The sequence below is a fragment of the Burkholderia sp. Ap-955 genome (assembly GCF_011753045.1).
Lineage (GTDB): Bacteria > Pseudomonadota > Gammaproteobacteria > Burkholderiales > Burkholderiaceae > Burkholderia > Burkholderia lata_D.
This window is the reverse complement of sequence record NZ_VWWH01000043.1, coordinates 24,042-45,600: the sequence shown is the minus strand read 5'-3', so window position 1 is coordinate 45,600 and position 21,559 is coordinate 24,042. Positions and strand designations below refer to the sequence as shown.

19 protein-coding genes are annotated in these 21,559 nt (G+C 65.8%); 17 read left to right on the top strand and 2 right to left on the bottom strand.

Features of this window, described 5'->3' with window-relative positions; genetic code table 11:
- The first annotated feature begins 14 nt into the window (after nucleotides 1-14).
- Together F3J15_RS21970 and F3J15_RS21965 are read left to right on the top strand one after the other, a co-directional pair.
- Complete coding sequence (locus F3J15_RS21970) at nucleotides 15-401, top strand: RidA family protein (RefSeq protein ID WP_011353171.1); 387 nt, start codon at nucleotides 15-17, stop codon at nucleotides 399-401.
- 176 nt (nucleotides 402-577) lie between these two features.
- A complete protein-coding gene (locus F3J15_RS21965; protein WP_089484568.1) occupies nucleotides 578-997 on the top strand; it encodes a VOC family protein in 420 nt (139 codons plus the stop codon).
- Nucleotides 998-1,121: 124 nt separating this feature from the next.
- Here the strand turns inward: F3J15_RS21965 and queF are convergent, their stop codons facing one another.
- Nucleotides 1,122-1,946, bottom strand: coding sequence for an NADPH-dependent 7-cyano-7-deazaguanine reductase QueF (queF, locus tag F3J15_RS21960; protein WP_047852210.1), 825 nt, complete (start codon nucleotides 1,944-1,946; stop codon nucleotides 1,122-1,124).
- A gap of 11 nt (nucleotides 1,947-1,957) precedes the next feature.
- Nucleotides 1,958-3,481 carry a threonine ammonia-lyase, biosynthetic gene (gene ilvA / locus F3J15_RS21955; RefSeq protein WP_166893974.1) on the bottom strand — a complete coding sequence of 508 codons (1,524 nt, stop codon included), beginning with the start codon at nucleotides 3,479-3,481 and terminating at the stop codon, nucleotides 1,958-1,960.
- 574 nt (nucleotides 3,482-4,055) lie between these two features.
- On the opposite strand from ilvA, the gene F3J15_RS21945 reads away from it, so the two are divergent.
- From F3J15_RS21945 to F3J15_RS21875, 15 genes are all read left to right on the top strand, one after another.
- The gene (locus tag F3J15_RS21945) at nucleotides 4,056-8,081 is read left to right on the top strand and encodes a DUF3683 domain-containing protein (RefSeq protein ID WP_166893972.1); all 4,026 of its coding nucleotides are present in this window, start codon (nucleotides 4,056-4,058) and stop codon (nucleotides 8,079-8,081) included.
- A gap of 85 nt (nucleotides 8,082-8,166) precedes the next feature.
- On the top strand, nucleotides 8,167-8,610 hold the full coding sequence (locus tag F3J15_RS21940) for an HIT family protein (protein WP_046546239.1): 444 nt from the start codon (nucleotides 8,167-8,169) through the stop codon (nucleotides 8,608-8,610).
- Nucleotides 8,607-9,020 (top strand): DUF971 domain-containing protein, encoded by a 414-nt coding sequence (locus F3J15_RS21935; RefSeq protein WP_089446386.1) that lies wholly within the window; start codon nucleotides 8,607-8,609, stop codon nucleotides 9,018-9,020. Before F3J15_RS21940 ends, F3J15_RS21935 begins: the two co-directional genes overlap by 4 nt.
- A gap of 53 nt (nucleotides 9,021-9,073) precedes the next feature.
- On the top strand, nucleotides 9,074-9,805 hold the full coding sequence (ubiE, locus tag F3J15_RS21930) for a bifunctional demethylmenaquinone methyltransferase/2-methoxy-6-polyprenyl-1,4-benzoquinol methylase UbiE (protein ID WP_039360112.1): 732 nt from the start codon (nucleotides 9,074-9,076) through the stop codon (nucleotides 9,803-9,805).
- 41 nt (nucleotides 9,806-9,846) lie between these two features.
- Complete coding sequence (locus tag F3J15_RS21925; protein WP_069248832.1) at nucleotides 9,847-10,881, top strand: TIM44-like domain-containing protein; 1,035 nt, start codon at nucleotides 9,847-9,849, stop codon at nucleotides 10,879-10,881.
- A 163-nt stretch (nucleotides 10,882-11,044) separates the two neighbouring features.
- Nucleotides 11,045-11,671 carry an SCP2 sterol-binding domain-containing protein gene (locus tag F3J15_RS21920; RefSeq protein ID WP_166893970.1) on the top strand — a complete coding sequence of 209 codons (627 nt, stop codon included), beginning with the start codon at nucleotides 11,045-11,047 and terminating at the stop codon, nucleotides 11,669-11,671.
- Between the two features lie 13 nt (nucleotides 11,672-11,684).
- Entirely contained in the window at nucleotides 11,685-13,262 is a 1,578-nt protein-coding gene (gene ubiB / locus F3J15_RS21915) for a ubiquinone biosynthesis regulatory protein kinase UbiB (RefSeq protein ID WP_069248830.1), read from the top strand.
- 17 nt (nucleotides 13,263-13,279) lie between these two features.
- A complete protein-coding gene (locus F3J15_RS21910; protein ID WP_166893968.1) occupies nucleotides 13,280-13,906 on the top strand; it encodes an SAM-dependent methyltransferase in 627 nt (208 codons plus the stop codon).
- Nucleotides 13,907-14,001: 95 nt separating this feature from the next.
- The gene (locus F3J15_RS21905; protein ID WP_011353158.1) at nucleotides 14,002-14,349 is read left to right on the top strand and encodes an FmdB family zinc ribbon protein; all 348 of its coding nucleotides are present in this window, start codon (nucleotides 14,002-14,004) and stop codon (nucleotides 14,347-14,349) included.
- Nucleotides 14,350-14,410: 61 nt separating this feature from the next.
- Nucleotides 14,411-15,061, top strand: coding sequence for a DUF502 domain-containing protein (locus F3J15_RS21900; protein WP_069248829.1), 651 nt, complete (start codon nucleotides 14,411-14,413; stop codon nucleotides 15,059-15,061).
- A gap of 67 nt (nucleotides 15,062-15,128) precedes the next feature.
- On the top strand, nucleotides 15,129-16,931 hold the full coding sequence (aspS, locus tag F3J15_RS21895; protein WP_069248828.1) for an aspartate--tRNA ligase: 1,803 nt from the start codon (nucleotides 15,129-15,131) through the stop codon (nucleotides 16,929-16,931).
- A gap of 159 nt (nucleotides 16,932-17,090) precedes the next feature.
- Complete coding sequence (gene nudB, locus F3J15_RS21890) at nucleotides 17,091-17,585, top strand: dihydroneopterin triphosphate diphosphatase (RefSeq protein ID WP_089446382.1); 495 nt, start codon at nucleotides 17,091-17,093, stop codon at nucleotides 17,583-17,585.
- On the top strand, nucleotides 17,582-18,856 hold the full coding sequence (gene clsB, locus F3J15_RS21885; RefSeq protein WP_089446381.1) for a cardiolipin synthase ClsB: 1,275 nt from the start codon (nucleotides 17,582-17,584) through the stop codon (nucleotides 18,854-18,856). The genes nudB and clsB overlap by 4 nt, the downstream gene beginning before the upstream one ends.
- 201 nt (nucleotides 18,857-19,057) lie before the next feature.
- Nucleotides 19,058-19,657 (top strand): TetR/AcrR family transcriptional regulator, encoded by a 600-nt coding sequence (locus tag F3J15_RS21880; RefSeq protein WP_006751498.1) that lies wholly within the window; start codon nucleotides 19,058-19,060, stop codon nucleotides 19,655-19,657.
- Between the two features lie 58 nt (nucleotides 19,658-19,715).
- A complete protein-coding gene (locus F3J15_RS21875) occupies nucleotides 19,716-21,503 on the top strand; it encodes an acyl-CoA dehydrogenase C-terminal domain-containing protein (protein WP_069248825.1) in 1,788 nt (595 codons plus the stop codon).
- Nucleotides 21,504-21,559 lie beyond the last annotated feature (56 nt).

Below are 21,559 nucleotides of genomic sequence, written 5' to 3'. Positions count from 1 at the left end.
CAAGGAGTGAAACGATGAAGCGATATGGCGTAGGCGAAGCGAAGGGCACGGGCGGCCAGGTGATGCCGTTTGCACGTGCGGTCGAAGCCGACGGCTGGCTGTACGTGTCGGGCCAGACGCCGATGGTGAACGGCGAGGTCGTCGAAGGCGGCATCGTCACGCAGTCGAAGCAGACGATCGAGAACGTGATCGCGATCCTGAAGGAAGCCGGCTACGGCCTCGAGCACGTCGTGCGCTGCGGCGTGTGGCTCGACGACGCGCGCGATTTCGCGTCGTTCAACAAGGTGTTCATTTCGTACTTCGGCGAGCATCCGCCGGCACGCGCGTGCGTGCAGTCGAGCATGGTCATCGACTGCAAGGTCGAGGTCGACTGCATCGCGTACAAGGCGCCGGCGAAGTAACGCCGCCACGGCAAGCCGCTACGCAACGGGCCCGGCGCATTCACGTGCGCCGGGCCCGTTTTTTCATGTGCGGGGTACGGGTCGACCGGTGGGGCTGTGTTCCCGAGGCCGCAACCGTCGCAACGCATCCGGTCCGTTCATGTAAGGTGCCGCATGACCATACGGGGAGGATGTGCATGGAATGGGCTGCGCTGGTGCCGGAGCTGATTTGCTCGGACCTTGCCGGAAGCATTCGCTTCTATCGCGACGTGCTCGGATTCCGGATTCGCTTCGAGCGTCCGGAAGACGGGTTCGCCTATCTCGAGATCGGGGGTGCTCAGCTGATGCTCGAGCAGCACAGCCCGGAGGGCTGGTTGACCGGCCCGCTGGAGCCGCCGTTCGGGCGCGGGATCAATTTTCAGATCGAGGTCGAGGCGCTCGATCCGATTCTCGACAGGATTCGCGCCGCGGGCGTGACGCTGTTCGTCGAGCCGCGCACGTCCTGGTATCGGGAGGGCGAGATCGAGCATGGCCAGGTCGAGATGCTGGTGCAGGATCCCGACGGCTATCTGTTGCGCCTGGTGGAGCTTCTTCCGGAGCGGCCGGTGAAAGGTTGACCGTGGGGCGGCCGCGTTTCTCCGCGCAATGAAAAACGGCCCGGCCGGTTGAACCCGGTCGGGCCGTTTTATCAGGGGGTACCGCCGCGCGTTGCCAACTGCGAACCGCGGCCACCCGCCGCCGTCACTGCCGCGCGTTGCGCGCGTTGTCCGGCATCGGCTGGTTGTAGTTGGTGCGGAACGGGTTGATGTCGAGCCCGCCGCGACGCGTATAGCGTGCGTACACCGCGAGCTTCACCGGTTTGCACGCGTGCAGGATGTCGAGGAAGATCCGCTCGACGCACTGCTCGTGAAAGCCCGTGTGATTGCGGAACGAGATGATGTAGCGCAGCAGGCCCGCGTGATCGATCTGCGGCCCGACGTAGTGGATCTGCACGCTGCCCCAGTCGGGCTGGCCGGTGACCGGGCAGTTCGAGCGCAGCAGGTCGGACACGAGCGTCTCCTCGACCGGCGCTTCGTCTTCAGCGGCCGACAGCAGCGACGGATCGGGTTCGTACACGTCGGTGTCGAGGTCGAGCCGGTCGAGCGACAGCCCGTCGAGCTCGTCCATCTCGAGCTTGCCGAAATCGTGCGGCGACACGAGCTGCACGGACACGGTCGCGCCGCACGCGGCCGACACGTCGCGCTTCAGCGCGTCGCGCACCGCGTCGATCGAATCGAACTTCGTCTGCGCGAACGAGCCGAGATACAGCTTGAACGACTTCGATTCGACGATGTTCGGCGATTCGGCCGGCACGTAGAACGTCGCGACCGCGATCTGCGGCTTGCCGCGCGCGTTGAGCCACGACAGCTCGTAGGCGTTCCAGATGTCGGTGCCGAAGAACGGCAGCGCCGACGTGATGCCGAGCTGCTCGCGCGCGCCGGCGCGCGGGATCGGGAACAGCAGCGACGCGTCGTACTGGGCGGCGTAGACGGTGGCCTTGCCGAGCGGGGAATGTTCGGGATTCATGCGTGACGCCTTTACGACAGGAAGAGGCGGTAAGCCGGGTTGGCGCTCTCCTCGACATACGGATAGCCGAGTGCCGCGAGGAAGCGTTCGAATTCGGCGTGATCGGCCTGCGGCACCTGCAGCCCCACGAGGATCGAGCTGTAGTCCGCGCCCTGGTTACGGTAGTGGAACAGGCTGATGTTCCAGTCCGGCGCCATCGACGACAGGAACTTCATCAGCGCGCCCGGCCGCTCCGGGAATTCGAAGCGGAACAGGCGCTCGTCGAGCGCGAGCGGCGAACGGCCGCCCACCATGTAGCGGATGTGTTCCTTCGACAGCTCGTCATGCGTCAGGTCGACGCTCTTGAAGCCGTGCGATTCGAAGTTCGCGGCGATCTCGGCCGATTCGCCGCGGCGCTTGATCTGCACGCCGACGAAGATGTGTGCGGCCTGCGCATCGGCGATCCGGTAGTTGAACTCGGTGACGTTGCGGTCGCCGACGAGCGAGCAGAAGCGCTTGAAGCTGCCGCGCTCCTCGGGGATCGTGACCGCGAACACGGCTTCGCGCGCTTCACCCACTTCCGCGCGCTCGGCGACGAAGCGCATCCGGTCGAAGTTCATGTTCGCGCCGGACGTGACCGCGACGAGCGTCTGGTTCTCGATGCCTTCGCGTTCCGCGTAGAGCTTCGCGCCCGCGACCGCGAGCGCGCCGGACGGTTCGAGCACGCTGCGCGTATCTTGAAAGACGTCCTTGATCGCTGCGCACAATGCGTCGGTGTTCACCGTCACGACGCCGTCGAGGTATTCGCTGCAGAGCCGGAAGGTTTCCTCGCCGACCAGCTTCACGGCAGTGCCGTCCGCGAACAGGCCGACCTCGCTCAGCTCGACGCGCTTGCCGGCTTCCAGCGACTGCGCCATCGCGCACGAATCCTCGGCCTGCACGCCGATCACCTTGATCTCCGGCCGCACCGCCTTCACGTAGGCCGCGACGCCGGACGCAAGCCCGCCGCCGCCGATCGGCACGAAGATCGCGTGGATCGGGCCTTGGTGCTGGCGCAGGATTTCCATCGCGATCGTGCCCTGGCCGGCGATCACGTACGGATCGTCGAACGGGTGGACGAACGTGAGGCCGCGCTCTTCCTGCACCTTGACCGCGTGTGCATACGCGTCGCTGTACGACTCCCCGGCCTGGATCACCTCGACGCTCGGGCCGCCGTGCGCACGCACCGCATCGACCTTCACCTGCGGCGTCGTGACCGGCACGACGATCACGGCCTTGACGCCCATCCGCGCCGCAGAGAACGCGACACCCTGCGCGTGGTTGCCGGCCGACGCCGTAATCACGCCGCGCGCGAGTGCTTCCGCCGGAATGTGCGCCATCTTGTTGTACGCGCCGCGCAGCTTGAACGAGAACACCGGCTGGTTGTCCTCGCGCTTCAGGTAGACGGCGTTGCGCAGGCGGGCCGACAGGTTGCGGGCGGATTCGAGTTCCGTCTCGATCGCGACGTCGTAGACGCGCGCGGTGAGGATTTTCTTCAGGTAATCGTGGGATGCCATGGGCGCTCGCGTGCAGTGCGGAAGCAGACGGTAAAGGATCAATGATAGCGCCAAGGGTCTGCCTGCACGCAAGCGGCATGCCGAGCGGGTGCTCGCGGGGCCGTGCGGGCGGGGCGTCGGCGAGCGCGCGCGGCCTTTTTTACCGGCTTAACCGCGTGGTTACCGACCGGACGGACGGCGAATGATCACATGAAATCGCGCCGAGCCAGGCCTGGCGCGGCTCGCGGGGATAGCCCCACGACCTGTCCGACGTGTCACGCATGGCCCGATCATGGGTTAGAATTCCGTTTTGAATCAAGGATCGGAAGATGCAGAGGCACCCTCGGATCGCACCGTTGAAGCCGACGCCGCGCGCAGCCTGCCCCGCGGCCGAACGGCATGCGCGCCGCGCGCGATCGTGCTGATCGTTCCGAGTGCCGCCAGGCCCTGTCGCCGGCCAGGAGGGGCGAGTCGCCCGCTCCGGCCCCATGAAGGACAGCCGCGCGCCTGGTAACAGAACAGATTTCCCCAAGATTGCGCCCACGCGCTTGCCGACGCCCGTGCACGGTGTATCGGCCCTCCGAGTCGTCCGAACATGAACGCACCACAAGTTTTCGATCCGCATGGCGCGGCCGCTGCCGTCGCCTCCGACCCCGCGCCTCGCTTGCGCGAGATTCCCTACAACTACACGTCCTTCTCGGATCGCGAGATCGTGATCCGCCTGCTCGGCGAAGAGGCGTGGTCGGTGCTCGACGAACTGCGCGCCGAGCGCCGTACGGGCCGCTCGGCACGGATGCTGTATGAAGTGCTCGGCGACATCTGGGTCGTGCGCCGCAACCCGTACCTGCAGGACGACCTGCTCGACAACCCGAAGCGCCGCGCGCTGCTGATCGAGGCGCTGAACCACCGCCTCACCGAAATCGGCAAGCGCCGCAGCGCGGACCTCACCGAGCACCGCGACGACGCGGGCCGCGAACGTGCGTCGCGCGTCGAGATGCTCGAAACCGCCGCGCAGCGCGCGGTCAACGAGTTCGCCGACGAATTCGAGAAGATGGCCGACCTGCGCCGCCGCGCGACCAAGGCGCTCGGCCGCTGCACGCAGAAGGACAACATCCGTTTCGACGGGCTGTCGCGCGTGTCGCACGTGACCGACGCGACCGACTGGCGTGTCGAATACCCGTTCGTCGTGCTGACCCCCGATAGCGAAGCCGAGATCGCCGGCCTCATCAAGGCCTGCTTCGAGCTCGGCCTGACCGTGATCCCGCGCGGCGGCGGCACCGGCTACACGGGCGGCGCGGTGCCGCTCACGCCGTTCTCCGCCGTCATCAACACCGAAAAGCTCGAACAACTCGGCGCGGTCGAGCTGACCGAGCTGCCGGGCGTCGCGCACAAGGTGCCGACGATCTTCTCCGGCGCGGGTGTCGTCACGCGCCGCGTGACCGAGGCGGCGGAAGCGGCCGGCTACGTGTTCGCGGTCGATCCGACCTCGCTCGACGCATCGTGCATCGGCGGCAACGTCGCGATGAACGCGGGCGGCAAGAAGGCCGTGCTGTGGGGCACCGCGCTCGACAACCTGGCCTGGTGGCGGATGGTCGACCCGGACGGCAACTGGCTCGAAGTCACGCGCCACGAGCACAACCAGGGCAAGATCCACGACATCGCGGTCGCGCGCTTCGAGCTGAAGTGGTTCGACGGCGCCTACGCGCCGGGCGAGAAGCTGCTGAAGAGCGAGATGCTCGAGATCGAAGGCCGCCGGTTCCGCAAGGAAGGGCTCGGCAAGGACGTGACCGACAAGTTCCTCGCCGGCCTGCCGGGCGTGCAGAAGGAAGGCTGCGACGGGCTCATCACGTCCGCGCGCTGGGTGCTGCACAAGATGCCCGCGCACACGCGCACCGTCTGCCTCGAATTCTTCGGCCAGGCGCGCGAGGCGATCCCGAGCATCGTCGAGATCAAGGATTACCTGTTCGAAACGTCGAAGCAGGGCGGCGCGATCCTCGCGGGCCTCGAGCACCTCGACGAGCGCTACTTGCGCGCGGTCGGCTACGCGACCAAAAGCAAGCGCAATTCATTCCCCAAGATGGTGCTGATCGGCGACATCGTCGGCGACGATGCCGATGCGGTCGCGCACGCCACGTCCGAAGTGATCCGGATGGCGAACGGCAAGAGCGGCGAAGGCTTCGTCGCGGTCAGCGCGGAGGCGCGCAAGCGCTTCTGGCTCGACCGCAGCCGCACGGCCGCGATCGCGAAGCACACGAACGCGTTCAAGATCAACGAAGACGTCGTGATCCCGCTGAACCGGATGGGTGAGTACACCGACGGTATCGAGCGGATCAACATCGAGCTGTCGCTGAAGAACAAGCTGCAGCTCGTCGACGCGCTGGAAGCGTTTTTCCGTGCCGGCAACCTGCCCCTCGGCAAGACCGACGACGCGAACGAGATCCCGAGCGCCGAACTGCTCGAAGACCGGGTCCAGCAGGCGCTGGAGCTGCTCAAGCGCGTGCGTGCCCGCTGGGAATTCGTGCGCGACCGGCTCGACCAGCCGCTGCGCGAGGCGCAGCACTACCTCGTGCAGCTCGGCTACGAGGCGCTTGCCGAGAAGTTCGCCGATCGCGCGGACGATCAACCGGGCGCGACCGTGTTCCACGTCACGCAAGACCGCACGGTCCGCATCTCGTGGAAGCAGGAGATCCGTGCAGAGCTGCGCGCGATCTTCAACGGCGGCGCGTTCAAGCAGATCCTCGACGAGGCGCAGGCGATCCACAAGCAGGTGCTGCGCGGCCGCGTGTTCGTCGCGCTGCACATGCACGCGGGCGACGGCAACGTCCACACCAACCTGCCGGTCAACTCCGACAACTACGAGATGCTGCAGGACGCCCACGCGGCGGTCGCACGCATCATGACGCTCGCGCGTTCGCTCGACGGCGTGATTTCCGGCGAGCACGGCATCGGCATCACGAAGCTCGAGTTCCTGACCGACGACGAGATCGCCGAATTCCGCGCGTACAAGCAGCGCGTCGACCCGAACGGCCGCTTCAACAAGGGCAAGCTGCTCGAAGGCGCCGATCTGCGCAACGCCTATACGCCGAGCTTCGGGCTGATGGGGTACGAGTCGCTGATCATGAAGCAGTCCGACATCGGCGCGATTGCCGATTCGGTGAAGGACTGCCTGCGCTGCGGCAAGTGCAAGCCGGTGTGCGCGACCCACGTGCCGCGCGCGAACCTGCTGTACAGCCCGCGCAACAAGATCCTTGCAACCTCGCTGCTGGTCGAGGCGTTCCTGTACGAGGAACAGACGCGCCGCGGCGTGTCGATCAAGCACTGGGACGAGTTCAACGACGTGGCCGACCACTGCACCGTGTGCCACAAGTGCGCGACGCCGTGCCCGGTAAAGATCGACTTCGGCGACGTCACGATGAACATGCGCAACCTGTTGCGCAAGATGGGCAAGAAGAAGTTCAACGCAGGCAATGCGGCGGGCATGTTCTTCCTGAACGCGACCAACCCGCAGACGATCAACGTCGCGCGCAGCGTGATGATGGGCGCCGGCTACAAGGTGCAGCGCTTCGCGAACGACATGCTGAAGAAGGTCGTGACGAAGCAGACGCAGCACCCGCCCGCGACGGTCGGCAAGCCGCCCGTGGTCGAGCAGGTGATCCACTTCGTCAACAAGAAGATGCCGGGCAACCTGCCGAAGAAGACGGCGCGCGCGCTGCTCGACATCGAGGACAACAAGATCGTGCCGATCATCCGCAATCCGAAGTCGACCACCGTCGATTCGGAAGCGGTGTTCTACTTCCCGGGCTGCGGCTCCGAGCGCCTGTTCTCGCAGGTCGGCCTCGCGACGCAGGCGATGCTGTGGGAAGCCGGCGTGCAGACGGTGTTGCCGCCGGGCTACCTGTGCTGCGGCTATCCGCAGCGCGGCTCGGGCCAGTACGACAAGGCGGAGAAGATCGTCACCGACAACCGCGTGCTGTTCCACCGGGTCGCGAACACGCTGAACTACCTCGACATCAAGACGGTCGTGGTGTCGTGCGGCACCTGCTACGACCAGCTCGCCGGCTACGAATTCGACAAGATCTTCCCGGGCTGCCGGATCATCGACATCCACGAGTTCCTGCTCGAGAAGGGGATGAAGCTCGATGGCGTGACGGGCACGCGCTACATGTATCACGACCCGTGCCACACGCCGATCAAGACGATGGACCCGGTGAAGCTCGTCAACGAGCTGATGGGCGCCGAGAAGGACGGCTACAAGATCGAGAAGAACGATCGCTGCTGCGGCGAATCGGGCACGCTCGCGGTCACGCGCCCGGACATTTCGACGCAGGTCCGCTTCCGCAAGGAAGAGGAGATCCGCAAGGGGGCCGCGAAGCTGCGCAGCATCCCGGTCGTGGCCGGCAACGCGCCGGCACCGGCCGCCGCGGCCGCGAACGGCCCGGACGTGAAGATCCTGACGAGCTGCCCGTCGTGCCTGCAGGGCCTGTCGCGCTACAGCGAGGACGCGAACCTCGAAGCCGACTACATCGTGGTCGAAATCGCGCGCCAGGTGCTCGGCGAGAACTGGATGGCCGATTATGTCGCACGTGCGAACAATGGCGGGATCGAGCGCGTGCTGGTCTAATGCGGGCATGACGACCGCCCGACCGGGCCAGGAATGAGCGGGCGCCGGCGCAGCAATGCCGGCGCCCGTCCACATGGGAGCGACGATGGAATGCGTGTTTTGCCGTGAAGACGGCGGCGAAGTGCTCTGGCAGGACGATGCGGTGCGTGTCGTCCTCGCGACGGGCGAGCACGAGTACCCGGGCTTCTGCCGGGTGATCTGGGGCGCGCACGTGGCCGAATTCTCCGATCTCGGCGAACCGGAGCGGGCACATCTGATGCGCGTAGTCTATGCGGTCGAGCGGGCCGTGCGCCGCGTGATGCAGCCGAACAAGGTGAATCTCGCGAGCCTCGGCAACATGGTGCCGCACGTGCACTGGCACGTGATCCCGCGCTTTTCCAACGACGCACACTTCCCGCAGCCCGTCTGGGCGCCGCGCCAGCGCAGCGTGTCCGAGGCGCTGCTGCGCTCGCGCGCAGCGCAGGCCTCGCTGCTGCACAATGCGGTGCGCGAGGAAATTCAACGCATGACCGATTCGAGGCAGCCATGAGCGGTTTGACTTCCACGACGCCGATTCCGTCCGGCGTCGTCGTGCACGCGGTGTCGCGCGTGCTCGAATTGCAGTACCCGAACGGCGAGAGTTACCGGATTCCGTTCGAGCTGATGCGCGTGTATTCGCCGTCGGCCGAGGTGCGCGGCCACGGGCCCGGCCAGGAGACGCTGCAGACGGGCAAGCGCGAAGTGACGATCACCGCGCTCGAGGGTGTCGGCAACTACGCGCTGCAGCCGACGTTCTCCGACGGCCATTCGACCGGCATCTACTCGTGGGACCTGCTGTACGAGCTGGCCACGCAGCAGGATGCGCTGTGGCGCGATTATTTCGACAAACTGCAGGCGGCGGGCGTCGAGCGCGACGCCCCGATGCCGGCGGCGAACGCGTCGCACGGCCACTGCCACTGAAATTCGACGGCGCCCGCTCGGCGCCGTCTTGCCATTTACTGAGGATCAACGCGATGAGCAAAACCCACTTCGGCTTCGAAAGCGTCGAGGAAAACGAAAAAGCGAAGAAAGTGGCGGGTGTGTTCCATTCGGTCGCGAGCAACTACGATCTGATGAACGACCTGATGTCGGCGGGCATGCACCGCGCGTGGAAGGCGTTCACGATCGCGCAGGCGAACGTGCGCCCCGGCTTCAAGGTGCTCGACCTTGCGGCCGGCACCGGCGACCTGACCCGGTCGTTCGCAAAGGCGGCCGGGCCGACCGGCGAGGTCTGGCATACGGACATCAACGAATCGATGCTGCGCGTCGGCCGCGACCGGCTGCTCGACAAGGGCATCGTGACGCCGTCGCTCTTGTGCGACGCCGAGAAAATTCCCTTTCCGGACAACTACTTCGATGTGGTCACGGTCGCGTTCGGGCTGCGCAACATGACGCACAAGGATGCCGCGCTGGCCGAGATGCGCCGCGTGACGAAGCCCGGCGGCCGCGTGATGGTGCTGGAATTCTCGAAAGTCTGGGATCCGCTGAAAAAAGCGTACGATCTGTATTCTTTCAAAGTATTACCGTGGCTTGGCGACAAGTTCGCGAAAGATGCCGAAAGTTATCGGTATCTTGCCGAATCTATTCGGATGCACCCCGACCAGGACACGCTGAAGACGATGATGGAACAAGCGGGCCTCGATGCCGTCAAATATTACAATTTGTCAGGTGGCGTGGTAGCTTTACACATGGGAGCCAAGTATTAAGGGGCTCTTTCCATACATTTGTCTTACATCTGGAGAAACTGATGTTCGAATCGCGTTCGTTGTTCAACCGTAGCAAGCCGTCGAAGCCGTGGGCTCGACGGGTCGGCACGCTGCTGATGGTCGGCCTGCTCACGGCCGGCACGTTCGCATCGCTCGACGCCGAAGCCAAGCGCATGGGCGGCGGGCGCAGCATCGGCCGCCAGAACTCCTCCGTCACGCAGCGCCAGGCCACGCCGCCCGCACAGCAACCGATGCAGCAGGCCGCGCCGTCGCAGGCGCAGCGTGCGAATCCGGCCGCACCCGCGCCGGCCGCACAGCCCAACCGCTCGCGCTGGCTCGGGCCGATCGCCGGCCTAGCGGCCGGTCTCGGTATCGCGGCGCTGCTGTCGCACTTCGGCCTGGGCGGCGCATTCGCGAGCATGATGGCGAACGTCATCGTGATCGCGCTGCTCGCGGCGGTCGGCATCTGGCTGATCCGCAAGTTCATGAACCGCCGTCGTCCGCACGAGCCGGCCTACTCGGTCGGCGGCTCGGCGTCGTCGTCGGGCGGCTACTCGCAAAGCCCGTCGTTCCAGCAGGGCAGCACCGGCAGCAACTATTCCGGTAGCGGCAGCAGCTACGCGAACGAAGCGCAAGGCGTGTTCGGCGGCGGTGCCGCGGCCACCGGCGCGGCAGCGGCTGCTGCGGCAGCACCGCTCCAGGTGCCGGCCGGCTTCGACACCGAAGCGTTCCTGCGCAGCTCGAAGGTTTACTTCGTGCGCCTGCAGGCCGCGTGGGACCAGGGCAACCTGGCCGACATCCGCGAGTTCACGACGCCGGAAATGTTCGCCGAGATCAAGATCGACCTCGATTCGCGCGGCAACGAGTCGAACCAGACCGACGTCGTGCAGCTCGACGCGGAACTGGTCGCGATCGAGGATCGCGGCATCGAGCAGTCGGCGAGCGTGCGCTTCCACGGCCTGATCCGCGAATCGGCGAATGCGTCGGCCGCGCCGTTCGACGAGGTGTGGAACCTGTCGAAGTCGGGCAGTCAGGGCTGGCTGCTCGCGGGCATCCAGCAGATCAACACGCACTGAGCGTGACCGGCGGCCCGCGCCGCCGGCACCCGGGCAACGGCCGCCGCACTGCGACCGCTTGCCGCCCGGGTGTGCGGTCAGGCACGGTCTGCCGGCGATCCGACGTTACAATAGAAACCCGCGTGGGCGCCCGGCCTGCGCGGGTTTTTTCTTTCCCAGCCCGATGACCTTTGCCGCCAAGCCTTTTGCTGCTGCTGTCAATCACCTGCTCGCCCGCGAATCGTGGGCGCGCGACCGCCTGATTCCCTATTCGGGCAAGACTGCCCGGATCGACGTGCCCCCGGTTACGCTGACGCTGCTGGTGCAGCCCGACGGCTATCTGTCGGCCGTCGACGCGCACGATGCGCAACAGGTCGACGTGTCGATCGCGCTTGCCGGCGACGCGGTCGCCGCGTTCCTGCAGGGCGGCCAGGCGGCCGTGATGAAGCACGTGAAGATCGAGGGCGACGCGGAGTTCGCCACGCAGATCGCGAAGCTGGCCGAGCACCTGCGCTGGGAACCTGAAGAAGATCTCGCGAAGCTGGTCGGCGACGCGGCGGCATACAGGATCGCGACGGTCGTGCGCGACGCCGGCGCGCGCGCGCGACGCACCGGCCGCAACGTGCTCGATTCCGTCGCCGAATACTGGCTCGACGAGAACCCGCAAGTCGTCCGGCGCGCGTCGCTCGGCGGCTTCGATGCCGAACTGGCGCGCGCACGCGATGCGCTCGCACGGGTCGAAAAGCGGGTCGAGCGACTCGAACAAAAAATCGGCGCGCGCACGGGTTCCGGCCCGCGCGGCGCGCACTGAGGGGCCGCAGGGCATGCGCATTTTCCGTTTCATCAAGATTGTCTACACCGTCATCCGCTTTGGCCTCGACGAAGTGATGCTGTCCCGGATCGACGACCGGCGCGTGAAGCTGCTGTTGCGGATCACGACGATCGGCCGCCGCTATTCGGATCCGCCTGCCGTGCGGCTGCGTCACGCGCTCGAAAGCCTCGGCCCGATCTTCGTGAAGTTCGGCCAGGTGCTGTCGACGCGCCGCGACCTGCTGTCGGTCGATTTCGCGAACGAACTCGCGAAGCTGCAGGACCAGGTGCCGCCGTTCGATTCGGCGGTCGCGATCGGGATCATCGAGAAGTCGCTCGGTGCGCCGGTCGACGAGCTGTTCGACGAATTCGAGCGCGAGCCGGTCGCGAGCGCGTCGATCGCGCAGGTGCATTTCGCGAAGCTCAAGCAGGGCGTGCACGCGGGCAAGGCCGTCGCCGTCAAGGTGCTGCGCCCGAACATGCTGTCCGTGATCGATTCCGACCTCGCGCTGATGCGCGACATCGCGATCTGGACCGAGCGCATGTGGGCCGACGGTCGACGCCTGAAGCCGCGCGAGGTCGTCGCCGAATTCGACAAGTACCTGCACGACGAGCTCGACCTGATGCGCGAGGCCGCCAACGGCAGCCAGCTGCGCCGCAACTTCGCGGGTCTCGACCTGCTGCTCGTGCCCGAAATGTTCTGGGATTTCTCGACGTCGCAGGTGCTCGTGATGGAGCGCATGACCGGCGTGCCGATCAGCCAGGTCGAGACGCTGCGTTCGGCCGGCGTCGACATCAAGAAGCTCGCGCGCGAAGGCGTCGAGATCTTCTTCACGCAGGTGTTCCGCGACGGCTTCTTCCACGCGGACATGCACCCGGGCAACATCCAGGTGAGCCTCGATCCGAATACGTTCGGCCGCTACGTCGCGCTCGATTTCGGGATCGTCGGCGCGCTGTCCGATTTCGACAAGAACTACCTCGCGCAGAACTTCCTCGCGTTCTTCAAGCGCGACTACCACCGCGTCGCGACGCTCCACCTCGAATCGGGCTGGGTGCCGCCCGAAACGCGCGTCGAGGAACTCGAAAGCGCGATCCGCGCGGTGTGCGAGCCGTATTTCGACCGCGCGCTGAAGGACATCTCGCTCGGCCAGGTGCTGATGCGCCTGTTCTCGACGTCGCGCCGCTTCAACGTCGAGATCCAGCCGCAGCTCGTGCTGCTGCAGAAGACGATGCTGAACGTCGAGGGCCTCGGCCGCTCGCTCGACCCCGAGCTTGACCTGTGGAAGACCGCGAAGCCGTACCTCGAGCGCTGGATGACCGAGCAGATCGGCCTGCGCGGCTGGTACGAGCGCTTCAAGGTCGAGGCGCCGCAGTGGAGCAAGACGCTGCCGCAACTGCCGCGCCTGATCCATCACGCGATGGCCGCGCGCCATGACGCGCCGCGTGCCGCGAGCGAAGAGCTGATGCGTCAGATCCTCGTCGAGCAGAAGCGGACGAACCGGCTGATGCAGGCGCTGCTGATCTTCGGCCTTGCCGTCGGCGTCGGGGCGCTCGTTGCGCGTGTGCTGCTGGCGCTTGCGTACGGCACATGACCGAAAGGAGCAGGGCGATGTCCGATCCGAAGCAACCCGCTACACCGTCAGCCGCCGATTTCACGACGCGCGATCCCGGCAACGCATCGTTCTGGGACGAGCGTTTCGAGCGTGGCGTGACGCCGTGGGAATTCGGCGGTGTGCCCGAGGGCTTCAGTGTGTTCGCGCATCGGCTCGAGCCGTGCGCGGTGCTGATTCCCGGCTGCGGCAGTGCGCAGGAAGCCGGGTGGCTGGCCGAAGCCGGCTGGCCCGTGCGTGCGATCGATTTCGCCGCGCAGGCGGTGGCTGCCGCGAAGGCGCAGCTCGGTGCGCATGCGGACGTCGTCGAGCAGGCCGATTTCTTTGCGTACCGGCCGCCGTTCGACGTGCAGTGGGTGTACGAGCGCGCGTTCCTGTGCGCGCTGCCGCCGGCCATGCGTGCCGGCTATGCGACGCGCATGGCCGAGTTGCTGCCTGCTGACGGATTGCTGGCCGGCTATTTCTTCCTGATGGCGAAACCGAAGGGGCCGCCGTTCGGAATCGAGCGTGCCGAACTCGATGCGCTGCTCACGCCGCACTTCGAACTGGTCGAGGATTTGCCCGTGACCGATTCGCTCGCGGTGTTCGAAGGACATGAGCGCTGGCTCACGTGGCGTCGCCGCTGATGCGCGGGTGTCGCGGCCATTGCCGGAGCGCGACGGGGTTTCGGCTATAATTCAAGGTTTTGCAAGCTGTTTCCAGTTTCCGCGGGAAAAATATCATGCCGATCTACGCCTATCGATGCGAAGCGTGTGGTTTCGCGAAGGACGTGCTCCAGAAGATGAGCGACGCGCCGCTGTCGCAGTGCCCGGAATGCGGGAAGGATGCATTTCGCAAGCAGGTCACTGCCGCGGGCTTCCAGCTGAAGGGTTCGGGTTGGTATGTCACCGATTTCCGTGGCGGTTCGGGCGGCACCAGCGCGCCGGCGACGGCGTCGGGCGACGCAGCCCCGGCTGCGGCAACGGAAGCCGCGCCCGCTGCGGCTGCGCCGGCTGCTTCGAGCAGTTCCGAAAGCACGACGACGAGCGCAGCGCCCGCCCCGGCTGCAGCGCCCGCCGCCAGCAGTTGACCGTCGCGGCCCGGCCGGGCTGCGACCAACCCGCGCCGCCGGCGCGGTTCATTGACGGCAGATGATGAAAAAGACGACCCTGAAATCGGTGTTTCTGACCGGCCTGCTGGTTCTCGTCCCGCTCGCGATCACGCTGTGGGTGCTTGGTCTCATCATCGGCACGATGGACCAGACACTGCTCCTGTTGCCCGAATCGTGGCAGCCCGAGCGGATGCTCGGCTTCCATCTGCCGGGGATCGGCGCGGTGCTGACGCTCGCGTTCATCTTCGTCGTCGGGCTGGCCACGCAGAACTTCATCGGCCAGAAGCTCGTCACGTGGTGGAACGCCGTGGTGCGCCACATCCCGGTCGTCGGGCCGATCTACACGAGCGTCAAGCAGGTGTCGGACACGCTGCTGTCGAGCAGCGGCAACGCGTTCCGCAAGGCGCTGTTGATCGAATACCCGCGTCGCGGCTCGTATACGATCGCGTTTCTGACCGGCACGCCGGGCGGCGACGTGCTCAATCATCTGACGGAAGAATACGTGAGCGTCTATATCCCGACGACGCCGAACCCGACGTCGGGCTTCTTCCTGATGCTGCCGAAGAGCGAAGTCATCGAACTCGACATGTCGGTCGATGCCGCGCTCAAGTACATCGTCTCGATGGGCGTGGTGGCGCCCCCGGCGCCGGCTCCGGCGCCTGCACGCCGCCCCGTCGAGCCGCCGCTGTAAGTAAAGAATCATCGCCCGGGCCGCGCGTTGCGGCGCCCGTTGATCAAACCGAACGAAAGCAAACATCATGTCGATGCGTACTGAATACTGCGGTCTCGTGACCGAACACCTGCTGGGCCAAACCGTGTCGCTGTGCGGCTGGGTGCAGCGCCGCCGCGATCACGGCGGTGTGATCTTCATCGACCTGCGCGATCGTGAAGGCCTCGTGCAGGTGGTGTGCGACCCGGATCGCGCGGAAATGTTCGCGACCGCCGAAGGCGTGCGCAATGAGTTCTGCGTGCAGATCAAGGGCCTCGTGCGCAACCGTCCGGAAGGCACGGTCAACGCCGGCCTGAAGAGCGGCAAGATCGAAGTGCTGTGCCACGAACTGAATGTGCTGAACGCGTCGGTCACGCCGCCGTTCCAGCTCGACGACGACAACCTGTCGGAAACGACGCGTCTGACGCACCGCGTGCTCGACCTGCGTCGCCCGCAGATGCAGCACAACCTGCGCCTGCGCTACCGCGTGGCGATCGAAGCGCGCAAGTACCTCGACGAGCAGGGCTTCATCGACATCGAAACGCCGATGCTGACGAAGAGCACGCCGGAAGGCGCGCGCGACTACCTCGTGCCGTCGCGCGTGAACGCAGGCCAGTTCTTCGCGCTGCCGCAGTCGCCGCAGCTGTTCAAGCAGCTGCTGATGGTCGCGAACTTCGACCGTTACTACCAGATCACCAAGTGCTTCCGCGACGAAGACCTCCGTGCCGACCGTCAGCCGGAATTCACGCAGATCGACTGCGAAACGTCGTTCCTCGGCGAGCAGGAAATCCGTGACCTGTTCGAAGACATGATCCGTCACATCTTCAAGACGACGATCGACGTCGAACTCGACGCGAAATTCCCGGTGATGCCGTACTCGGAAGCGATGGCGCGTTTCGGTTCGGACAAGCCGGACCTGCGCGTGCAGCTCGAATTCACCGAGCTGACCGACGCGATGAAGGACGTCGACTTCAAGGTGTTCAGCACGCCGGCCAACGCGAAGGACGGCCGTGTCGCGGCACTGCGCGTGCCGAAGGGCGGCGAGCTGTCGCGTGGCGACATCGACGGCTACACCGAATTCGTGCGCATCTACGGCGCGAAGGGCCTCGCATGGATCAAGGTCAACGAGAAGGCGAAGGGCCGTGACGGCCTGCAGAGCCCGATCGTCAAGAACCTGCACGACGCATCGATCGCGGCGATCCTCGAGCGCACCGGCGCGGAAGACGGCGACATCATCTTCTTCGCGGCCGACCGCGCGAAGGTCGTCAACGACAGCCTCGGCGCGCTGCGCCTGAAGATCGGCCATTCGGAATTCGGCAAGGCGAGCGGCCTCGTCCAGGCGGGCTGGAAGCCGCTGTGGGTCGTCGACTTCCCGATGTTCGAATACGACGACGAAGATGCACGCTACGTCGCGGCTCACCACCCGTTCACGAGCCCGAAGGACGAGCACCTCGAGTACCTCGAGACGGATCCGGGCCGTTGCCTCGCGAAGGCCTACGACATGGTGCTGAACGGCTGGGAAATCGGCGGCGGCTCGGTGCGTATCCACCGCGAGGAAGTGCAGAGCAAGGTGTTCCGCGCGCTGAAGATCGGTGCTGAAGAAGCACAGCTCAAGTTCGGCTTCCTGCTGGACGCACTGCAGTACGGCGCGCCGCCGCACGGCGGTATCGCATTCGGTCTCGACCGCATCGTCACGATGATGGCCGGCGCCGATTCGATCCGCGACGTGATCGCGTTCCCGAAGACGCAGCGTGCGCAGGATCTGCTCACGCAAGCGCCGAGCCCGGTCGACGAGCGTCAGCTGCGCGAACTGCACATCCGTCTGCGTCAGCCGGAACAGCCGAAGGCGTAACGCGCTTCGTACCCGGTCGTGTGTGCGTTCGCGCGCACACGACGCACATGAAAAAGGCGCAGCGATGCGCCTTTTTCGTTTTTTGCGGTACAGTCGCAGCACTTGCCGCCCGTTCGGAGCATTTGCCCGGCGCGCGGCCCTGTGCTGCATGAAACAAAGATGACGAAGCCGCCGAAAATCCCCGAATCCGTTCTTGTCGTGATCTACACGCCCGACCTCGATGTGCTCGTGATCAAGCGTGCCGACCAGCCCGATTTCTGGCAATCGGTGACCGGCTCGAAGGACGCGCTCGACGAGCCGCTCGCGGTCACCGCCGCGCGCGAAGTGATCGAAGAGACCGGCATCGCAGTCGGCACGCCGGACGTGCCGGCCAGTGCGCTCGTCGACTGGCGCCACAAGATCGAATACACGATCTATCCGCAATACCTGCATCGCTATGCGCCGGGCGTCACGCGCAATGTCGAGCACTGGTTCGGCCTGTGCGTGCCGCATCGCGTCGACGTGACGCTGTCGCCGCGCGAGCATGTCGACCATGCGTGGCTGCCGTTCCGCGAGGCGGCCGCACGCTGTTTCTCGCCGTCGAACGCCGAGGCGATCCTGCAACTGCCCGCGCGCGTGGCACTGTCGCGCGCGCCGCACGGCTCGTCCGCATGACGGCGGAAGCCCGCAAGCGCTTCGCGCAATTGCGGCAGATGTTCCTGCAGGAACGCGGTTCCGCGTCGCGGCTCGCGTTTACGGCCGGCAACACGGTGCGGCTGTGCGAAACCGGCGGCGAATTCTTCCACGCGCTGATCGAACGGATCGACGCCGCGCGCGAGCAGGTGATGCTCGAAACCTACATCTTCTGCGACGACGCGGCCGGCCGGCCGGTGTCGGACGCGCTGATCCGCGCGGCGCGGCGCGGCGTGCGCGTGCGCGTGATCACCGACGGCATCGGCACCGCACGCCTGCCGTTGTTCGACACATGGGCCGAAGCCGGCGTCGAGCACTGCATCTACAACCGTTTCCTGTTCGGCCGTTTCGGCTTCTCGCGCACGCACCGCAAGCTCGCGGTGATCGATCACGCGGTCGCGTTCTGCGGCGGCATCAACATCGTCGACGACTACACGCAGGGCAGCGCGACGCTGCCGTTCGCGCGCTGGGACTTCGCAGTCGAGATGGCCGGGCCCGCGGTGGCCGACGTGCGCGCCGCGTTCGAGTTGCAGTGGCACCGCATCCAGTTCGGCCACAAGCCGTATGCGCAGTACGCGGCCGGGCTGCACGGTGGCGAAGCGTTCCCCGACATGTTCCGGCGCTGGATGCGCAGCCATCGATGGATCAAGGCCGGCGCACTGCGGGTCGTGACCGAGCCGAGCGTCGCGTTCGTCGCGCGCGACAACGTCGTGAACCGCCGCGCGATCGAGAAGGCGTATCTCGCGGCGATCGGCCAGGCGCGCCAGCGGATCCTGCTCGCGAATCCGTATTTCATGCCGGGCCGCAAGCTGCGCCGCGCACTGACGGGTGCGGCCCGCCGCGGCGTCGACGTGCAGGTGCTGATCGGTCGCAAGGAATTCACGGCGCTCGATACGGCCGTGCCGTTCCTGTATCACTCGCTGTTGCGGGCGGGCGTGCGCGTTGCCGAATACGACAAGACGATCCTGCACGGCAAGGTCGCCGTGATCGACGACAACTGGGCGACGGTCGGCTCGTCGAACCTGGACGCGCTGAGCCTGATGCTGAACAATGAAGCGAACGTCGTGCTGGTGCGCTACGATGCAGTGACGAACCAGTTGCGAGACGCGATCGCGACCGCGTTCGCCGAAGGCCGGGAGATCGATGCCGCGCGCTACGCCGCGCGCCCGCGCATCGAGCGGCTGCTGAACTGGCTTGCGTACAACACGTACCGCCTCGTGATGAAGGCGCTGACGGTCGGCGGTTACGACTGAACGCAGACTAAGTATTCGCTTCATAAAATCTGTCCGCACGTTCGTGCGGAAAAGCCGCTCCGGTCCCGCCGGAATCGCGCAAAATAGCGGCTCGGTTAGACACCGGTTTCTAATAATTTCCTTGTTTCGCGAGCGGCCGCACTCAATAATAGTACGGCCGTTCGATTTTATTCGAACCCCCGAACGGTTACAGAAATAGCTATGCGAAAAGGCGAACAGACGCGTGCCGCGATACTTGAAGCTGCTTTGGACCTCGCCAGCCGTGACGGGCTGGAGGGGCTGACGATCGGCCTGCTGGCCGAGCGCATGCAGATGAGCAAGAGCGGTGTGTTCGCGCACTTCGGATCGCGTGAAGACCTGCAGGTCGAGGTCGTCCGCGAGTATCACCATCGTTTCGAAAACGAGGTGTTCTTTCCGAGCCTGCGCGAGCCGCGAGGCTTGCCGCGCCTTCGGGCGATGCTGGCCCGCTGGACGGAGAAGCGCATCCAGGAGGTGACGACCGGATGCATCTACATCAGCGGTGCGGTCGAGTACGACGACCGGCCTGACAGCCCCGTGCGCGAGCAGTTGATCGCAAGCGTGACGGCCTGGCGTGCCGCGATGCTGCGTGCCATTTCGCAGGCGAAGGAAGAAGGGCATCTGCGTGCGGATACGGATCCGGACCTGATGCTCTTCGAGTTGTACAGCTTCACGCTCGGCCTGCATCACGACGCACGCTTCCTGCATTCGCCGGACGCCGTGCGCCTCACGTGGGCCGCGCTGGAAAAGACGATTGTTTCGTATCAGAGCGAGAGCCGTTAGCGGCGCGTGATCCGCCCGCCAGGAGCTCGAGCCGTTTTGCCCACCTTTGGAGAGAGTCATGGGACAGTACGCCGCGCCGCTGCGCGACATGCAATTCGTGTTGCACGAGCTTCTGAACGTCGAAGCCGAAGTCAAGCAAATGCCCAAGCATGCGGACCTCGACGCCGACACGATCAACCAGGTCCTCGAGGAAGCGGGCAAGTTCTGCTCCGAGGTGCTGTTCCCGCTGAACCAGGTCGGCGATCGCGAAGGCTGCACGTATGAAGGCGACGGCGTCGTGAAGACCCCGACCGGCTTCAAGGAAGCCTACCAGCAGTACGTCGAGGCCGGCTGGCCGGCGCTCGGCTGCGATCCGGACTACGGCGGCCAGGGCCTGCCCGCGTTCGTGAACAACGCGCTCTACGAAATGCTGAACTCGGCGAACCAGGCCTGGACGATGTATCCGGGCCTGTCGCACGGCGCCTACGAGTGCCTGCACGCGCACGGCGCGCCGGAACTGCAGCAGCGCTACCTGCCGAAGCTCGTGACGGGCGAATGGACCGGCACGATGTGCCTGACCGAGCCGCACTGCGGCACCGACCTCGGCATCCTGCGCACCAAGGCCGAACCCAACGGCGACGGCTCGTACTCGATCAGCGGCACGAAGATCTTCATCTCGAGCGGCGAGCACGACATGTCGAAGAACATCATCCACCTCGTGCTCGCGCGCCTGCCGGACGCGCCGCAAGGCACCAAGGGGATCTCGCTGTTCATCGTGCCGAAGTTCATCCCCGACGCAGCGGGCGAGCCGGGCGAGCGCAACGGCATCAAGTGCGGCTCGATCGAGCACAAGATGGGCATCCACGGCAACTCGACGTGCGTGATGAACCTCGACGGTGCGAAGGGCTGGATGGTCGGCGAGCCGAACAAGGGCTTGAACGCGATGTTCGTGATGATGAATGCCGCGCGCCTCGGCGTCGGCATGCAGGGCCTCGGCCTCACGGAAGTCGCGTACCAGAACTCGCTCACGTATGCGAAGGAGCGCCTGCAAATGCGCTCGCTGACGGGCCCGAAGGCACCGGACAAGCCGGCCGACCCGATCATCGTGCACCCGGACGTGCGCCGCATGCTGCTCACGCAGAAGGCCTACGCCGAAGGCGCGCGCGCATTCACATACTGGTCCGCGCTGCAGATTGACAAGGAACTGTCGCATGCCGACGAAGCGGTGCGCAAGGAAGCGGCCGACCTCGTCGCGCTGCTCACGCCGATCATCAAGGCGTTCCTGACCGACAACGCATTCGAGTCGACCAACCACGCGATGCAGATCTACGGCGGCCACGGCTTCATCTCCGAGTGGGGCATGGAGCAATACGTGCGCGACGCGCGGATCAACATGATCTACGAAGGCACGAACTCGATCCAGTCGCTCGACCTGCTGGGCCGCAAGGTGCTCGGCGACATGGGCGCGAAGCTGAAGAAGTTCGGCAAGCTCGTCACGGAATTCGCGGAAGCCGAAGGCGTGAAGCCGGAAATGGCCGAGTTCATCAACCCGCTCGCCGACATCGGCGACAAGGTGCAGAAGCTGACGATGGAAATCGGCATGAAGGCGATGCAGAACCCGGACGAAGTCGGCGCTGCCGCCGTGCCGTACCTGCGCACCGTCGGCCACCTGGTGTTCTCGTACTTCTGGGCGCGCATGGCGCGCCTCGCACTCGACAAGGAAGCGTCGGGCGATCCGTTCTACAAGTCGAAGCTCGCCACCGCCCGCTTCTACTTCGCGCGCCTGCTGCCCGAGACGGCGTCGACGATCCGCGCCGCACGCGCCGGTTCGAAGACGCTGATGGAAGTCGACGAATCGCTGTTCTGACGCGAGTCCGGGCGGGGCGCGATGCGCACCGCCCGAACGCAACGGTTCCTGGTACT

Coding starts and splice junctions, on each gene's coding strand:
- F3J15_RS21970 (WP_011353171.1), top strand. CDS start 15: ATGAAGCGATATGGCGTAGGCGAAGCGAAGGGCACGGGCGGCCAGGTG.
- F3J15_RS21965 (WP_089484568.1), top strand. CDS start 578: ATGGAATGGGCTGCGCTGGTGCCGGAGCTGATTTGCTCGGACCTTGCC.
- queF (WP_047852210.1), bottom strand. CDS start 1,946: ATGAATCCCGAACATTCCCCGCTCGGCAAGGCCACCGTCTACGCCGCC.
- ilvA (WP_166893974.1), bottom strand. CDS start 3,481: ATGGCATCCCACGATTACCTGAAGAAAATCCTCACCGCGCGCGTCTAC.
- F3J15_RS21945 (WP_166893972.1), top strand. CDS start 4,056: ATGAACGCACCACAAGTTTTCGATCCGCATGGCGCGGCCGCTGCCGTC.
- F3J15_RS21940 (WP_046546239.1), top strand. CDS start 8,167: ATGGAATGCGTGTTTTGCCGTGAAGACGGCGGCGAAGTGCTCTGGCAG.
- F3J15_RS21935 (WP_089446386.1), top strand. CDS start 8,607: ATGAGCGGTTTGACTTCCACGACGCCGATTCCGTCCGGCGTCGTCGTG.
- ubiE (WP_039360112.1), top strand. CDS start 9,074: ATGAGCAAAACCCACTTCGGCTTCGAAAGCGTCGAGGAAAACGAAAAA.
- F3J15_RS21925 (WP_069248832.1), top strand. CDS start 9,847: ATGTTCGAATCGCGTTCGTTGTTCAACCGTAGCAAGCCGTCGAAGCCG.
- F3J15_RS21920 (WP_166893970.1), top strand. CDS start 11,045: ATGACCTTTGCCGCCAAGCCTTTTGCTGCTGCTGTCAATCACCTGCTC.
- ubiB (WP_069248830.1), top strand. CDS start 11,685: ATGCGCATTTTCCGTTTCATCAAGATTGTCTACACCGTCATCCGCTTT.
- F3J15_RS21910 (WP_166893968.1), top strand. CDS start 13,280: ATGTCCGATCCGAAGCAACCCGCTACACCGTCAGCCGCCGATTTCACG.
- F3J15_RS21905 (WP_011353158.1), top strand. CDS start 14,002: ATGCCGATCTACGCCTATCGATGCGAAGCGTGTGGTTTCGCGAAGGAC.
- F3J15_RS21900 (WP_069248829.1), top strand. CDS start 14,411: ATGATGAAAAAGACGACCCTGAAATCGGTGTTTCTGACCGGCCTGCTG.
- aspS (WP_069248828.1), top strand. CDS start 15,129: ATGTCGATGCGTACTGAATACTGCGGTCTCGTGACCGAACACCTGCTG.
- nudB (WP_089446382.1), top strand. CDS start 17,091: ATGACGAAGCCGCCGAAAATCCCCGAATCCGTTCTTGTCGTGATCTAC.
- clsB (WP_089446381.1), top strand. CDS start 17,582: ATGACGGCGGAAGCCCGCAAGCGCTTCGCGCAATTGCGGCAGATGTTC.
- F3J15_RS21880 (WP_006751498.1), top strand. CDS start 19,058: ATGCGAAAAGGCGAACAGACGCGTGCCGCGATACTTGAAGCTGCTTTG.
- F3J15_RS21875 (WP_069248825.1), top strand. CDS start 19,716: ATGGGACAGTACGCCGCGCCGCTGCGCGACATGCAATTCGTGTTGCAC.